Source organism: Exobacillus caeni (genome assembly GCF_005747095.1).
Taxonomy (GTDB): Bacteria; Bacillota; Bacilli; order Bacillales; family Guptibacillaceae; genus Exobacillus; species Exobacillus caeni.
The window spans coordinates 318,176-333,630 of the sequence record NZ_SWLG01000005.1 but is presented as its reverse complement, the minus strand read 5'-3'; the positions used below and the strand labels follow the sequence as shown (position 1 = coordinate 333,630).

Genomic DNA, 15,455 nt, shown 5'->3' with positions numbered 1-15,455 from the left:
CAGTCGTTACACCTCGGTGTCGTCTCTGTCCAGAAACAGAGTGAAAGGGTGTTGCCTGCGGCAACACCCTTTGCGACTGCCCGTCGCACAAAAAGCAGCGGTAAGCTCCGCTGCTATATAACTTATTCTGTTATGGCAAGGAATTCCTTGATATCTGCTCTGATACCATCGATGGCAGACGTCCAGAAGTCCGGTTTTGTAAGATCAATGCCAAGATGCTTTAAAGCAAGCGTTTCAGCGGACATTCTGCCTGTATCCTTTAAGAGTTCAATATATTTTTCTTCGAAAGAATGTCCTTCCTTTTTAGCCATTGCATAAATTCCCTGGCTAAACAAAAAGCCAAACGTATAAGGGAAGTTATAAAATGGTTTGTCAGTCATATAAAAATGCCGGGTGGAAATCCATCCATATTCGTTATAAGACTCCAGTGAATCATTAAAAGCATATTTTTCAGCCTCAAGCATTAACTCCGTCAGTTCTTCTGTACTCAAGCTTTTCTTTTTTCTTTCCTCATAAAACTTCTTTTCGAACTCAAAACGAGATTGTATCCCCATAAAATAGGTGATCGCAGGCTGGATTTTCGTATCTAGAAGGGAAAGTTTCTCCCGCTTGTCTCTCGCGTTCTTGATGTTAGCATCAGCGACGATATTTTCTGCAAACGTGGATGCAGTTTCTCCTACCGCCATCGCATATGTCTGGGAAAAAGGAGGTACACTTTTAGAAATAATCCCTTGATGAAAGACATGCCCTAACTCATGGGCAAGGGTTGCGATACTTTCAGGAGAACCGTGAAAATTCATAAATACACGGGATTCTTTGGTTAATGGAAATCTCGCCGCAAAACCTCCCGGCGCTTTAGTGTCTCGATCTTCACAATCGATCCAGCTTTCCTCGAAGGCTTTTCTGGCAGTCTCAGCAAGTTCTGATCCGAAAGTGCTGAAATTTGCCACTATCATTTCTGCCGCTTCTTCATATGTATATTTTTTCGTCGATTCACCTACAGATGCTGAAATATCATACCAGCTTAATTTTTCCAGTCCAAGCAGCTCAGCTTTCCGTTTTAGATACGACAGGAGTACTGGCTTGTTCTGGTTTATAACATTCCACATTGTATCCAATGTATTGTCTGTAAGCCTGTTTATTTGTAAAGGTTCTTTTAAGATTGACTCAGTGCTCCAACCGCGATGTTTATAGACTTGAAGGCGGAAACCCCCGATATTGTTTAAAGCTGCAGCAGATACTTCTGACACTTCTTTTAATGCGGTCTTGAACCCTTCTGCAAGTGCTTTCCGTTCATTGCGTTCATTTGTAGAAACTAACAGATGATAAGCCTGTCCGGGGGAAAGTTTCTTTATTTCTCCTTCCGTTTCAAAGGGAATCTTTAGCTTTCCTAAGGTTGCATTATAAAGATTATCCCACGCGTGGTAACCGTTTATCGAAAGGTCATTAATCAGTGCCTCTTGTTCAACAGGTAATTTCTCTTTTGCATTTTCCCTTTTTTCCTGAAGCGGAAAGGCTATCGCTTTTACTTCTTCCTGTTTTAAAAGCAGTTTCCAGGTGGTTTCTGGTATTGTCTGGAGCTGCTGGTCAAAGTATGTGTTGAGAGTATCGAACATTGCGTTGACAGCATATACCCTGTTGCTCAGGGTGTTAGCTTTTTCATCTGTTACATCTTGAGCCTGAAGGCATTCGACGAACTCATTTACCTCAAACAGTTCAGCTGAGACCGTTTGTACCTTGTTCAATAGAGGAAGCCAGTTTGGTATTTCATTATCGGATTGTGGTCCGTTTTCTCCTTCTATTTTTCCGGTGAGAGAGGTTATCTTTTCTTCTAACGTTACTAAAAATGAATGAAGTTCCTCGGAATCGCTGCCATTCGAAAAGATCGCATCTAAGCTCCATTTCTGGCTTAACGTGTTAATCATAAATCCAACTCCTAACTTATTTGTTCTCGATATAATTTTTCTCTAAAGGTCGTCTGTTTTCCTTTTAAATAAAAAGCAGCACAAGGTAAAATTTCTGCATATTCTTATGGCCGTTAGGGAATTTAAGTTAAAGATACTCTTTGGAAGGGGTGGTAACAATGAAGGATATACCACTTCATGGCGAGATGAAGTCCAAGTTAAAAGAGCACTTGGAAATTGTAAAAGATGAAGTGAATAGGTTGGTCTCGGAACTCGATGAAGATAGGGAATGTATTTTATGCGATTTTGAAGATATACAGAAAAAGTTCGTGAAGATCCATTCATCGGCAGCATACTATTATTTGCAGGCATACTTAACTCCGTTTACTTCCATGCATACTGAACTATCCCGGGTAGCACAGCATTTATCCAACCGGCATCATGGAGCATTAATCGCCATTCAGCGTGATGATAGTGTGGATCCTTTGATAAAGGAAGGAACTGCTTTAAACGCTCAGTTTTCCACCACGTTGTTGGAATCAATTTTTTATCCAGGAAATCCGTTGCATGATGGCGCTGTTCTTATAAAAACAAATCATATTATTTCGGCGGGAAATGTATTGCCTATATCGACAAATGAGCTGAAAGGGGCTAACAAAAAGCTTGGAATGAGACACAGGGCTGCGATCGGACTTTCGGAAAGAAGTGATGCACTAGTACTTGTTGTCTCTGAAGAAACAGGAAGAATTTCATTTGCGATCGGTGGTAAACTCTATCCGGTAACTACGGAGGAGCTATTTTTATAAGAAGAAAAAATATTTCCACTTATAGCTCATCGAGCAAATACAAAGTCTAAAAGATAAGCGGTGAATAAAAATGATTTAGGTGATGGCATGAAAACGTTGCTTAACTTGGTCATTGTTTTTACGCTTATCGGTTGCTCTACGACCGAAGCGGGTCAGCGGCATGAAAATGCTGCTAACCAGCCGGCTCAAACCAAAGAACTGCAAGTAAAGGAACCGGTTGAGAAAAAGGCAGCAGGAACCAGGCCTAACGCTAAGAAAATATCTGCTCCGGAAGTAAAGAAAGAAAAGGGGAAGCAAAAAGTTATTCTGGATGTTCCGCTGATAAAACAAAATCCGGAACTTAAATACGGATGTGAAGTAACGAGCCTGGCGATGGTATTACAGTACGCCGGAATCAAAGCGGATAAAATGTCCCTTTATAGGAAAATAGCAAAAGACAATGATCCTATTCGCAAAACGCGTCAGGGAAACATTACAGACTGGGGAGATCCAAACGATGGATTCGTAGGCGATATGACCGGAAAAAATGCAGGCTATGCAGTATTTGACAAACCGATGGAACAGTTGATGGAAGCTTATCTACCGGAGCGGACGGTGAATTTGACCGGCAAGCCGTTCAAACAGATAGAGCTGCAAATCGATAACAACCGGCCAGTGGTTGTGTGGACGACAGGAGATTATCGCCTGCCGGACCGCTGGGAATCCTGGCGGCACGGTAAAGAAAAAATCAAAACACCGCTCGATCTTCATGCTGTCGTGTTAGTGGGATATGATAGGGAAAACGTCTACCTAAATGACCCACTTTCCGGGAAAAAAGAAGTGAAGGTTAATAAAAAGCAATTTATCGATTCGTGGATTGCTTTGAAAAAACAGGCACTATCCTATCGATAAGAAACTCGATGATTAGCTATACTAAGGTAAAGACAGAGATGCTCTTCGATTAAAAGTATTGCATCTGGAGTATAAAAAAAGGGGACTGACTCAAGTCAGGCCCCTTTTCCGGTTTATTAAGAGGGCACTCTGTAGAGCGCCCTTTTATTGTGAACTAAAGTTCGTGCAGGAAAAAGTTCATGAAAAACAATCCTGCGATAATATATAAAGGAAGAGGAACCTCTCGTCCTTTTCCAAGTGCAATTTTCAATAAAGGATAGGTTATAAAGCCAAATGCAATTCCGTCAACAATACTGTATGTCAAAGGAATAAGTACAATGATCAAAAATGCCGGGAATCCTTCAGAAAAATCTTGGAGAGAAATGTTTTGGATCGATTTTACCATCAGCCCGCCGATCACGATTAAGATCGGAGCTATACTTGAATCAGGAATTATCTTTATGACTGGAATAAACACAAGAGATCCGAGAAACAACAAACCAGTAACGATTGCAGTAATACCTGTTCTTCCACCTGATTGAATGCCCGCTGCGCTTTCTACAGTCGATACGGTTGGACTCGATCCAAATAAACCAGCAGTAACGGTAGACAATGCGTTTGCTTGATAAGAACGCCTGAATTTAGATTGGTCGGGAAGTAATCCATGTAGAAGTCCCATGTTCTCAAACACGATGATCAGTGAAAGAGAAAATGCCGCGATCCAAAATGGGAACGCCAGGATATTATCAAAAGACATGGCGGTAAATAACGAGCCATAGCTCTTAAAATCAAATGAAAAGGAGCTAAGCTTGCTGAAGTCGATCATTCCACTTAAGCCAGCAAGGACTGTACCAGCGAAAATGCTTATCAGAAAATGTCCTCTGACGTTTCTCACAAATAAAAACAGGGTGATCAAAAGGGTTACAATCGTTAAAATCACATGAGGGCTTCCAAGATCTCCAAGTGCTACATAAGTAGTATCACTTGAAGTGACGATGCCGCCTTTTTGCAAACCGATAAAAGCTAAAAAGAGTCCGATTCCTACTGTGATCGCTTCCTTCAGCGATCGAGGAACTGATTTGGAAAGAATGGAAGCAAGACCGGAAAACGCTACGATGATAAATAAAACACCTGATACAAACACCGCTGCCAGCCCTTCCTGCCATGATAATCCCATGGACTCAACCACCGTATACGTGAAGAACGCATTAACACCCATCCCTGGGACAAGGATAATCGGCGCATTGGCATAGAAACCGATCAAAAGGCAGCCAACAAAAGACGTTAAGACTGTAGCGATGATACCTGCCTCAAGAGGTATACCTGCATCAGCAAGAATCGTTGCATTTACCACTGTAATGTACGCGATCGTAAAAAACGATGTAACACCTGCAAGTATTTCTTGCTTGAATGAGGTGTGATGATTTTCAAGATTAAAGATACGTTGAAATAAAGATTTCACAATTTCCCTTCTTTGTTTTCTTATCCCTCTCCCGCCCATGAGTCCCACTGACTCACAAAAAGAAATTATAACAAAGCTTATGCAATCTGTCATATCCCATAAAAAAACAAAGAGTCTTGAAACGAGTAGGTCTCAAGACTTAGGTAAATTACGCCTTAATCCTGAAGAGAACCCTCCGTCAAACCTGTAAACTAAAAGAAAGTTCAACATAAACGAAAATAGCTAAATAAAGCCTTCAAGGGTTATCCACAAAACTTTTGGGGTCAGACCCCCGAAGATTTGTGAACAAAAGAGGCGTTCAAAAGATTTGCAAGAAAAAGAAATCGTATATTGTTTTAATTGAACTTGGTGGTAAAATATTCCTTACGAATAGTAATTAATGCCTATAAAAGGGATTGGTGTATCAGGAGTTTTAAAGTTATTTGACATTCATTTAGAGGATGTTGACAAAAGGGGGAGCGAAATAAAATGGGGAAGTTTATCAGGATTGCGTTGCTCGTATTGATCGTTGGGGTTGCAGGGTCTTTATTTACGATTTACCAGGCGGATGGCTTTTCTTTTAAAACGGTTAAGATAAACGACCAGAAAACGGTAAAAGCCTCTGGAATCGATTCGATTGAGGTAGATACAAGCAGCATAGACGTGAATATTGTTCCTACAAAAGGAAAAGACATCAGAATTGAGCTTGACGGAAAAGTGAGTGAAAAATTAAAAGATAAGATAAGGTTAAGGGTTCATGAAAATGGCGACACAATTAAGATCGATATTGAAGAACGTAACAGCTTCAAATTTGGCGTTACGATTAAAAGCCTGGACCTTACCGTACAAGTCCCTGAGAAAAGGTTTGAGAACATAACGGTTGATACTTCTTCCGGTGATATTGAAGTGGAAGACGTGGAAGCAGATGGTTTTCATTTTAGTGCAAGTTCGGGAGATGTGACTGCTTCCAATCTAAAAGCGGCGTCTATTTCAATCGATACTTCATCAGGCGACATGGTTTTAAACGATCTTCAGGGCAGTTTGCAAGGTGAAGCAAGTTCTGGAAGGATCATGCTGGATACTAAAAAAATTACTGATGATATAGAGTTCAATACATCAAGCGGAAATGTAGAAATCGAGTCAGCTGTGCAGCCAGATGCGTTGATACTGGAATTTGACGGAAGCTCTGGAGAAGGAAACGTTGATCTTAAAGGAATGGATTATAAAGTGAAAGAAGAACATGAAATTCGGGGATCTATCGGAAAGAATGGTCCGAAACTCATCGTAAATACAAGTTCAGGGGATTTTGATTTGAATTAAGCAGGGGGAAATAATAATGAAAAATGTTGTGATCGTTGTATTGGGGGTTCTTGTGCTCGGTGTGATCGGTGTGTTCCTTACAGGAAATAGCTTATTTGCGATAAACGCTTCGTCGGTTGATGAAGAAAAGTCTTTTTCGGGGGGACAGTTCTCAACTGTTGAAGTATATCTGGATGCAGGCCATGTTGAAGTAACAGAAGGTGATGATGATAAGATTCACGTCCGTTTGACAGGAAAAGATATGGATTTAACGATTGATGACTCAGGCGACACTTTAAAAGTACGCGCAGAATCTGAAGAAGTTTTCAACATTAAGATCCCGTTTATTACAGGAAATGATGATGGGGACCGCCACCTTGAAATAGCACTTCCTAAAAAAGAGTTTGATAAGATCGAAGTGAAAAATGAAGCAGGCAAGCTTGAGCTTGGCAAAATCGAAGCGAAAAAACTCGTTGTCGATACAAAAGCTGGCGAAGTGACGGTAGATGGCTTTATAGGAGACTATGCAAAACTTTCTTCTGACGCTGGAAAAATCGATATTAAAGAAGCAACAGGTAAACTCGATATCAAAACGAAAGCAGGCCAGATCAATACGGAGATAGAAGTTCTAAACAAAGATATCAACATTGAAACGGAAGCTGGAGAAGTAAACGTGGATCTTAAGAAAATTCCGGAGGATCTTAAAATCGAAGCAAAAACGACGATTGGAAAAATTGATGCAAACCTGCCCGATATTGATTTTGATGAATCTTCTAACGGAACGATCGTAAAAGAAATCGGTGAAGGCGGCCCCGTATTAAAGATTCGTACGACAGTGGGTAAAATTAATCTAAACCAATAATAAGAAATGAGGCAGATTCTTACTGAGTCGGTCTCATTTTGAAAAAAGGTTTTTGCGGAAAGACAGCGTATGTTAAAAGAGGAAGAATGTAAAGGAGGACGATCAGTTGGAACAAGCAGTAGAAAAACTTTTTTCTGAAGAGCTGCTCCATAAAGCGTGCGCGCTCTTTAATACAGGAACAGAAGAAACGAAGAAGCATGGGGATTTTGAAAATTATGTATTTGAAGTCTATCGTGATAAAAAACCATATATCCTAAGGCTTACCCATAGCTCGCATCGGAAAGAAAACGATGTTCTTGCAGAACTGCAATGGATAAACTTTTTAAAAGAACAAAATTGCCGCGTTATTGAAGCATATCCTTCTGTAAATGGGAAATTAACCGAAGTGTTAGAAGCAGAAGACACTTACTTTATTGCGTGTTTGTTTGAAAAAGCACCAGGAAAAATGATCGACTTTAAGGAAAAATCCTCATGGAATTCAACTCTGTTTAAAAAATGGGGAGAAACGATCGGGCGTATGCACCGTGCGACTACCGGTTACGAGGCAAGCGAAGATGCAAGACGTCCATCCTGGATAGAGGATGACTTAATCGACATTGAAAAATATGTATCAGAAGCACCTATCATCGAAAAAAATAAGGAACTTGTTCAATATATCAGCAGTCTTCCAGAACGAAACGATTCGTATGGCTTGATGCACACAGACGTCCATCCAGGAAACTTCTTTGTCGACGATACAGGTGAGATAACGGTATTTGATTTTGATGATTCTGCATATAACTACTTTGCAAGTGACATTGCAATCGCACTCTATTATTCTTTATGGTGGGCTCCTGACACAGATGGAGAAGCATCACGCATCGCTTTTGCAGAAAAATTTATGGATGCATTTATGGAAGGGTATCAAAAAGAGTTTGATCTAGGCGGCTTTTGGATCGAACAGATTCCTCATTTTTTAAGAATGAGAGACTTTGCGCTGTATGCTGTTTTTCATAAAAAAATGGATTTGGAAAACATAAACGAAAACCTGAAGAAGTTTTTGGAGAAGCTAAAATATCGTCTAGAAAATGATATTCCGGTTGTGGATGTCGATTTTTCAAGATGGGTGACAAGTAAAAGTGAATAAGAATTGTAAGATCCGCAGACCTTCTCATTAGAGAGGGTCTTTTTTCAATAGGAAATAACTACATCTAGTATCTGCGGCCGTTCCTTGCTATTCTTTTTAATAGTGAATTAGCTAAATAGAAAGGGTTCGACATGAAACTTAAACTAGCAGTCTTCTTTTGCATTCTAACGATAACAACAGTATTGTTATTACTTATAAAAACAGAAGGGAATATCCTGTCTGCAGGAAAACTTGCTTCAAAACAGTTAGACACTAACGAAAAAGTTGTCCAAAAGGATATGTTCCAGCCACAGGATGGTCCGATTGTTTTAGGTTTTTACACCAAGTATTGGAAAGAGGATATTAAGTCCCGGCAGGCACTGGAAGCATACCGATCTTACTTAAATTCGATCGCTACCGCCAACTTTTTACTTCGTCCAGAAGGCAAAATAGATGGTGTCCTTGCCAATAACGGCGTACGGATCGCTTCTGAAAACAGTATGTTTACCTTTGCTACGATTCAAAATGAATTCAACACGGAGCTGACAAGTCAGGTTCTAAATAACCCGGCACATCGCCATACTCTTACCAAAAATATTGTTCAAATATTAGACGAGAACGGGTATAAAGGCGTTAACCTGGATTTTGAACAGATGATGCCGGAAGACAGAAAGATTTACACGACGTTTTTGAAGGAGCTTTCTTCTAAACTAAAGCCAAAAGGATACGAACTCATCGTCTCTGTTCCTGCGAAAACAGGTGATTATCCAGACCGTGCCTGGGTGGGAACGTTCGATTATGCAGCGATCGGCCAAATCGCAGATAAAGTTCAATTGATGAGCTATGACCAGCATGGATTCTGGGGAGAACCGGGACCAGTAGCAGGTATCGACTGGGTAGAGAATGTACTGAACTATGCAGTGAGCCGGATTCCTTCCGAAAAGATGTTAATCGGACTTCCTGCATATGGGTACGATTGGAACATTACGACAGGGAAACAAACGGACCATAAGGCGATTGCCTGGAAAGGATTGCCTGAACTGATTCAGTCCACTAATTCAAACCCAGAATGGGACAATAACTCACAATCCCCTTTTTTTTCCTATCAAGATAAAAATGGCCAACAGCACATTGTCTGGTATGAAAATGAAAAAAGCATAGCGCTTAAAACAAAGCTTGTTGAGAAATACAAGCTTGCAGGTGTGTCGATGTGGAGGCTTGGGCTAGAGGATGAACGTTTCTGGCAATCAGTTCGATCGGCTATTGGAACGAACAAAGTATATGTAAGAAGGTAAAAGAAAGCCACTGATTTGCTTTTCTTATTACAAAGATTCCACGTTTGTCCTAGAGCACTTGTCCATACGTTTGCTAAAAACTTACATAAGATAAAGTACAGATTGAAACAAAGTTTCAGTCTGGTTTCCCCCTTAATTGGCAGAGGCCCAGCGCCTTTGCCTTTTTTACTATAAAAACAGAACAAAAATATAGCAAGACAATGTTCGCCATAACAACAAATATTAAGCCTGAAGTTAAAGGGCAACAAGTTTCTTCGTTTTCACGTAAAGACTGTCCGCCAGATGATTTATACTTACTATTTTTTATACAGACATGATAAGCAGGGATGATAGTATGTTGGGAATTCAGATTATCAAGACAGGAAAAAGGTATATTGGAACACCTTACCGATTTGGCGCAAAGCCTTTTCAGACAAAAGAATTCGACTGCAGTTCTTTTGTACAATACGTTTACGCCAGTTACGGCATTATCCTTCCAAGAACAAGCAGACAGCAAATTGAAATGGGGCAACCTGTTTCGATAGACGAGCTTCAGCCGGGAGACCTCCTTTTCTTTACAACTAAGAAAAGAAAAGGCTTAAAAGGGATCGATCGTGTCGGACATGTTGGTATGTATATGGGAAACAAAAAAATGCTCCATACGTTTAAAGAAGGAAATGAAGTAAAGGTTTCTAAACTATCGCGCAGCTGGATGAAAAAATTCCTCGGTGCAAGAAGAGTACTATAACAGGAGCGGAACTTTTGCACCCTCTCGTAAACAAGTGAATTTACTAGTACTAACTAGTTTATTTATAAGAGAGGGGAAGCACATATGGCAGATATGCGATTAATTCCTTATTCAGTTGGAAACGTAGTCGATGAACCAAATGAAATTCCAGAAGGGGTCAGGATGATAAAAGCTCCTTCTATATGGAAGGACTCTGATATGGGTGAGGGAGTGGTAGTGGCAGTTCTAGATACTGGTTGCCAGACAGACCATCCAGATTTAAGAGACAGGATTATCGGAGGAAGGAATTTCACTTCCGATTACGGCGGAAATCCGTATAACTTTTACGACAATCATTACCACGGTACACATGTTGCCGGAACGATAGCAGCTAGCTACAACGGCCAGGGAGTCGCAGGGGTAGCTCCAAAAGCGAAATTGCTCATTTTAAAAGTGGTTACAAGCGATGGTTCGAGCTCTTATCAAAACTTGATCGATGGCATTAACTATGCCACAAACTGGCGCGGGCCACGAGGAGAGAAGGTGAGTGTCATGTCCATGTCTCTTGGGGGATCTAAAGACGATCCGGACCTTCATAAAGCGATAAAAAGAGCCGTTGAAAATGATCTTTTAGTAGTTTGTGCAGCAGGGAACGAAGGGGATGGAAAAACAGGGACGATTGAGCGCGGATATCCGGGATATTATAAAGAAGTTGTCCAGGTAGGAGCAGTGGATATGAAAGGGCGATTGGCCGATTTTACTAATACGAACGAAGAAGTTGACCTCGTTGCTCCTGGTGTAGATGTACTATCCACTTATAAAGATGGAAAATATGCTAAATTATCGGGTACATCCATGGCAACGCCACACGTCTCCGGTGCAGCAGCATTGCTCATTAACCAGTTTCAAAAAGAGAATGGGCGTAAGCCGTCGGAAGCAGAACTATATGCACAACTCATTAAACGCACCAGGTCCCTCGGAATGAGCCAGAGAGGTCAGGGAAACGGATTACTATTGTTAACAACAGGCAACACGCCGATTGCCAATCGCCCTGCCGCTAGAAAGAGAGCGGGAGACATGAAAGGCAAAGGATTCGTCATCCCTGCAGCAAGCATTGACCCAAATAACTAGCGGGCATCTTGCTTGTGAAAGTTCTCCACAAAAATTGCGGGGTCAGACCCTGTGTGACTTTCCTCACATACATTCTGCTAAACTAGGGGTATGATAAAGGTAGAATAAGAAGGGGAGGGCTTCGTATGAATGGATATACTAAACTGTTGGTTGCTTTCGATGGGTCAGAGTTGAGCGAGAAAGCCTATAGAGTAGCGCTCAACATGGCAAAGGAAAACGATGCGGTGGAGCTGGATGTTGTGACAGCCTTGAATCCGACAGCACAAATCAGTTCTGCGGTTGTCTATGCAAACATCCTGAACGAGCTTCGCAAAGATGCGGTAGAAATGATGACGGAAATGAAAGAAAGACTAAATGAAGACTTACCTGATCATAAAACGAAAACGATGGTCCTTGAAGGTAATCCAGGGGATGAAATCGTTACGTATGCAGATGTAAACCAGATCGACCTGATCATAATGGGAAGCAGGGGACTTGGCGGAATCAAAGAGTTCTTCCTTGGAAGTGTCAGCCATAACGTGCTACAGCGTTCCCACTGTCCTGTATTAATTATAAAATAACACATGATCTAAAAACTGGACCCTCCTCTAGAGCGGTCCAGTTTTTCAATAAGTTAGTTATCCGGTGCCAGTTATTTACTGTCAGGAACGCCTGGAGGCTCTTCCATCCACCCGCTTTCAATCATCAAATGTAACTGATTATAAAGTGTAATTTTTGAAAAAACAGTTGTAAAAGAGTAATTTAAAAGATACAGAATAATACCTGGTGGGAGGTCTTTCAATTGGATTTGAACCGTATGACACAAAAAGTGCAGGAAGCTGTCGTCAGTGCCCAAAATATTGCGATCGAAAACCATCATCCTGAAGTAGATAACATCCATTTATTAAAAGCGCTCATTGAACAGAATGAAGGATTGACCGGCCGTTTGTTGGCGAAGATGGATATTAATAAAAAAATGCTTCTGGAGAGGGTGAATCAGGTACTAAACAAAAAGCCTGAAGTCTCAGGTATGGGAGCTTCCCAGGTTTACCTTTCCAAACAACTTTCTGAACTGATGATCGCCGCGGAAAAAGAAGCAAAAGTTTTAAAAGACGAATACATTTCTGTTGAACATCTTCTCCTGGCTTTAAGCTCAGGGCAAACAGAAGCAGGGAAACAATTAAAAGAAACCGGGATTACCAGAAAAAAACTGGAATCTGTACTTAAGGAAGTAAGGGGGCATCAAAGGGTGACAAGCCAGGAACCAGAAGGAACATATGAAGTACTTGAGAAATATGGACGCGACCTGGTCGCGGATGTACGGGCTGGGAAAATTGACCCGGTGATCGGAAGAGATAGTGAAATTCGAAGAGTAATCCGAATTCTTTCTCGTAAAACGAAAAATAACCCTGTTTTGATCGGAGAGCCTGGAGTTGGAAAGACAGCTATCGTAGAGGGGCTGGCACATCGTATCGTAAGAAGAGACGTTCCTGAGAGCTTGAAGGACAAGACGATTTTTGCTCTCGATATGAGTTCGCTTGTTGCCGGGGCAAAATATCGCGGAGAATTTGAAGAACGACTCAAAGCCGTTTTAAATGAGATTAAACAAAGTGATGGGCGAATACTGGTTTTTATCGATGAACTTCATACGATTGTTGGAGCAGGAAAAACAGAAGGATCAATGGATGCAGGCAATATGTTAAAGCCGATGCTTGCAAGAGGAGAATTGCACTGTATCGGTGCGACAACGCTCGATGAATACCGCAAATACATTGAAAAAGATCCTGCACTAGAAAGGCGTTTTCAACAGGTACAGGTAAATGAGCCGGATGTAGAAGATACCATTTCAATATTAAGAGGATTGAAAGAACGCTTTGAAATCCATCACGGTGTCAAAATCCATGATACCGCACTTGTTGCAGCAGGCGTGTTATCCAACCGCTATATTACCGATCGATTCTTGCCCGATAAAGCGATTGATCTAGTGGATGAAGCATGCGCCATGATCAGAACAGAAATCGATTCGATGCCGAGCGAACTTGATGAGGTCACTAGAAAAGTCATGCAGCTTGAGATTGAAGAAGCAGCCCTTAAAAAGGAAACAGATCAGGCAAGCCGGGAACGTTTGGAGGTACTCCAAAAAGAGCTTGCCAATCTAAAGGAAAAATACGATGCGATGAAAGCGCAATGGGAAGAAGAAAAGGAATCGTTGCAGGGTGTCCAAAAAATACGTGAACAACTCGAACAGGCAAGGCTAGCATTGCAGGAGGCTGAACAGGCATATAACCTTGAAAAAGCTGCTGAGCTAAGACATGGCCGAATACCGGAACTGGAAAGGAAATTAAAAGAAGAAGAAAATAAAACATATGATGATAACGAACCAAGGCTTTTACGCGAAGAAGTAACTGAAGAAGAAATCGCAGATATTGTTTCGAGATGGACCGGAATTCCTGTGTCGCGCCTCGTAGAAGGGGAGCGCGAGAAACTATTAAAGCTTGAAGACATTTTACATGAGAGAGTTGTCGGCCAGGAAGAAGCAGTTTCTCTTGTCAGTGATGCAGTAATTCGCGCCAGAGCGGGTATCAAGGACCCGAATAGGCCGATCGGTTCTTTCATTTTCCTTGGCCCAACTGGTGTTGGAAAGACAGAGCTGGCAAAAGCTCTTGCACAGGCATTGTTTGACAGCGAGGACCAGATAGTAAGGATCGATATGTCCGAGTATATGGAGAAACATTCTGTCTCCCGTCTTGTTGGAGCACCTCCAGGCTATGTTGGATATGAAGAGGGCGGGCAGCTTACGGAAGCAGTGAGAAGAAAGCCGTATTCTGTCATTTTACTTGATGAAATCGAAAAAGCGCATCCCGATGTGTTTAATATTTTATTGCAACTGCTTGATGACGGCAGACTCACAGATTCACAGGGACGTAACGTAGATTTTAAGAACACGATCGTCATTATGACATCGAATATCGGCTCCCACCATCTTCTCGAAGAAGTTACTGATGACGGGGAGATTAGAGACGAAATAAAAAACAATGTCTTTGCCGAACTTCGCTCTCATTTTCGTCCGGAGTTTATAAATAGAGTAGATGATATCGTCCTCTTTACACCTTTAACGAACAAGGAAATAAAGTCGATTGTTAGCAAAATGGCTAAGGAACTTGAAAACCGCCTTGCAGAACGTCAAATAACGTTAAATCTCACTGACGAAGCAAAGTCTTTCATTGCAAAGTCCGGTTTTGATCCGGTATACGGTGCAAGGCCTCTAAAACGATATTTGCAAAAACACCTGGAAACAAAAATAGCACGTGAATTGATCAAGGGAACAATCAAGGATGGCTCAAGCTTTGTTGTAGATGTAGAGAATGGGAAACTGGTTATCGAATAAGAGTAAGCGGCATGGTGATCTTCCATGCCGCTTTTAGTTGCAGATCGGAAAATGTTCTTTTATAGCCAGGAAAATATTGACACTACAACAGATGTTAAGTATACTTTACGTAAAGTGAACTTTACTTAATTTAGCGGGGTGATAGCAGGGTGAAACATGTTATTAAAGAAAAGCGACTGGCTCATGATCTTACCCAGGAACAGCTGTCAGAACGTGTTGGTGTTTCCAGACAGACAATTATCTCGCTTGAATCAGGGAAGTACAAGGCATCTTTAGTGTTAGCTCATAAATTAGCGCAGGTCTTTAATTGTTATATTGAAGAACTATTTATTTTTGAGGAGGATGAAAACATATGAACCTGGGACTGGATAATGTGTTAGGAATGGTCGGGTTGTTCGGAGGATTATTACTTGGAGCGCTTGGATACTTTTTAGGGCGGCATTTTGCAGCCCAAAAGAGAGGTCTCGATGAACGGTATATGGAGATTGAAAAAAGATCAAGAAACACAAGCTGGTGGTGGACGCTCGCGGGTATTTACATTGTTTTCTTTCTTGTTCTTGTGGAAGGGATCACATCACCGGCTCCGGCGATCGGAATCGTGCTGCTGATCCACATGGCTAGCTACTCCTTTAGCGTTTTTTATTATAACGTGAAGTATTGATTACTAAC

The 15,455-nt window shown here is 41.3% G+C and carries 14 protein-coding genes; 12 read left to right on the top strand and 2 right to left on the bottom strand.

The window, feature by feature from the left end:
- Window positions 1–122: 122 nt before the first annotated feature.
- Window positions 123–1,925, bottom strand: coding sequence for a M3 family oligoendopeptidase (locus tag FCL54_RS09135; RefSeq protein ID WP_138125560.1), 1,803 nt, complete (start codon window positions 1,923–1,925; stop codon window positions 123–125).
- 158 nt (window positions 1,926–2,083) lie between these two features.
- Between FCL54_RS09135 and cdaS the strand changes: the two genes are divergently transcribed.
- Both cdaS and FCL54_RS09125 read left to right on the top strand, forming a co-directional pair.
- Window positions 2,084–2,710 (top strand): sporulation-specific diadenylate cyclase CdaS, encoded by a 627-nt coding sequence (cdaS, locus tag FCL54_RS09130; RefSeq protein WP_138125558.1) that lies wholly within the window; start codon window positions 2,084–2,086, stop codon window positions 2,708–2,710.
- 87 nt (window positions 2,711–2,797) lie between these two features.
- Window positions 2,798–3,601, top strand: coding sequence for a C39 family peptidase (locus FCL54_RS09125; protein ID WP_138125556.1), 804 nt, complete (start codon window positions 2,798–2,800; stop codon window positions 3,599–3,601).
- A 154-nt stretch (window positions 3,602–3,755) separates the two neighbouring features.
- Here the strand turns inward: FCL54_RS09125 and FCL54_RS09120 are convergent, their stop codons facing one another.
- Entirely contained in the window at window positions 3,756–5,042 is a 1,287-nt protein-coding gene (locus tag FCL54_RS09120) for an NCS2 family permease (RefSeq protein ID WP_138125554.1), read from the bottom strand.
- A 468-nt stretch (window positions 5,043–5,510) separates the two neighbouring features.
- On the opposite strand from FCL54_RS09120, the gene FCL54_RS09115 reads away from it, so the two are divergent.
- From FCL54_RS09115 to FCL54_RS09070, 10 genes are all read left to right on the top strand, one after another.
- The gene (locus FCL54_RS09115) at window positions 5,511–6,341 is read left to right on the top strand and encodes a DUF4097 family beta strand repeat-containing protein (protein WP_138125552.1); all 831 of its coding nucleotides are present in this window, start codon (window positions 5,511–5,513) and stop codon (window positions 6,339–6,341) included.
- A 16-nt stretch (window positions 6,342–6,357) separates the two neighbouring features.
- A complete protein-coding gene (locus FCL54_RS09110) occupies window positions 6,358–7,182 on the top strand; it encodes a DUF4097 family beta strand repeat-containing protein (RefSeq protein ID WP_138125550.1) in 825 nt (274 codons plus the stop codon).
- Window positions 7,183–7,288: 106 nt separating this feature from the next.
- Entirely contained in the window at window positions 7,289–8,308 is a 1,020-nt protein-coding gene (locus FCL54_RS09105) for a phosphotransferase enzyme family protein (RefSeq protein WP_138125548.1), read from the top strand.
- Between the two features lie 131 nt (window positions 8,309–8,439).
- Entirely contained in the window at window positions 8,440–9,582 is a 1,143-nt protein-coding gene (locus FCL54_RS09100) for a glycosyl hydrolase family 18 protein (RefSeq protein WP_138125546.1), read from the top strand.
- Between the two features lie 337 nt (window positions 9,583–9,919).
- Window positions 9,920–10,309: a C40 family peptidase gene (locus FCL54_RS09095; RefSeq protein ID WP_171016761.1), complete on the top strand. Its 390-nt coding sequence runs from the start codon at window positions 9,920–9,922 to the stop codon at window positions 10,307–10,309.
- 84 nt (window positions 10,310–10,393) lie between these two features.
- The gene (locus tag FCL54_RS09090) at window positions 10,394–11,419 is read left to right on the top strand and encodes a S8 family peptidase (protein ID WP_138125542.1); all 1,026 of its coding nucleotides are present in this window, start codon (window positions 10,394–10,396) and stop codon (window positions 11,417–11,419) included.
- A 125-nt stretch (window positions 11,420–11,544) separates the two neighbouring features.
- Window positions 11,545–11,979 (top strand): universal stress protein, encoded by a 435-nt coding sequence (locus FCL54_RS09085; RefSeq protein ID WP_138125540.1) that lies wholly within the window; start codon window positions 11,545–11,547, stop codon window positions 11,977–11,979.
- Window positions 11,980–12,200: 221 nt separating this feature from the next.
- On the top strand, window positions 12,201–14,786 hold the full coding sequence (clpB, locus tag FCL54_RS09080) for an ATP-dependent chaperone ClpB (protein ID WP_138125538.1): 2,586 nt from the start codon (window positions 12,201–12,203) through the stop codon (window positions 14,784–14,786).
- A gap of 149 nt (window positions 14,787–14,935) precedes the next feature.
- A complete protein-coding gene (locus FCL54_RS09075) occupies window positions 14,936–15,142 on the top strand; it encodes a helix-turn-helix transcriptional regulator (protein WP_138125536.1) in 207 nt (68 codons plus the stop codon).
- A complete protein-coding gene (locus FCL54_RS09070; protein WP_138125534.1) occupies window positions 15,139–15,447 on the top strand; it encodes a hypothetical protein in 309 nt (102 codons plus the stop codon). The genes FCL54_RS09075 and FCL54_RS09070 overlap by 4 nt, the downstream gene beginning before the upstream one ends.
- Window positions 15,448–15,455: the final 8 nt, after the last annotated feature.

Excerpts from the sequence above, each read along its gene's own strand:
- FCL54_RS09135 (WP_138125560.1), bottom strand. The coding sequence starts at position 1,925 with ATGATTAACACGTTAAGCCAGAAATGGAGCTTAGATGCGATCTTTTCG.
- FCL54_RS09110 (WP_138125550.1), top strand. The coding sequence starts at position 6,358 with ATGAAAAATGTTGTGATCGTTGTATTGGGGGTTCTTGTGCTCGGTGTG.
- FCL54_RS09100 (WP_138125546.1), top strand. The coding sequence starts at position 8,440 with ATGAAACTTAAACTAGCAGTCTTCTTTTGCATTCTAACGATAACAACA.
- FCL54_RS09085 (WP_138125540.1), top strand. The coding sequence starts at position 11,545 with ATGAATGGATATACTAAACTGTTGGTTGCTTTCGATGGGTCAGAGTTG.
- FCL54_RS09070 (WP_138125534.1), top strand. The coding sequence starts at position 15,139 with ATGAACCTGGGACTGGATAATGTGTTAGGAATGGTCGGGTTGTTCGGA.
- FCL54_RS09090 (WP_138125542.1), top strand. The coding sequence starts at position 10,394 with ATGGCAGATATGCGATTAATTCCTTATTCAGTTGGAAACGTAGTCGAT.
- FCL54_RS09115 (WP_138125552.1), top strand. The coding sequence starts at position 5,511 with ATGGGGAAGTTTATCAGGATTGCGTTGCTCGTATTGATCGTTGGGGTT.
- cdaS (WP_138125558.1), top strand. The coding sequence starts at position 2,084 with ATGAAGGATATACCACTTCATGGCGAGATGAAGTCCAAGTTAAAAGAG.
- FCL54_RS09125 (WP_138125556.1), top strand. The coding sequence starts at position 2,798 with ATGAAAACGTTGCTTAACTTGGTCATTGTTTTTACGCTTATCGGTTGC.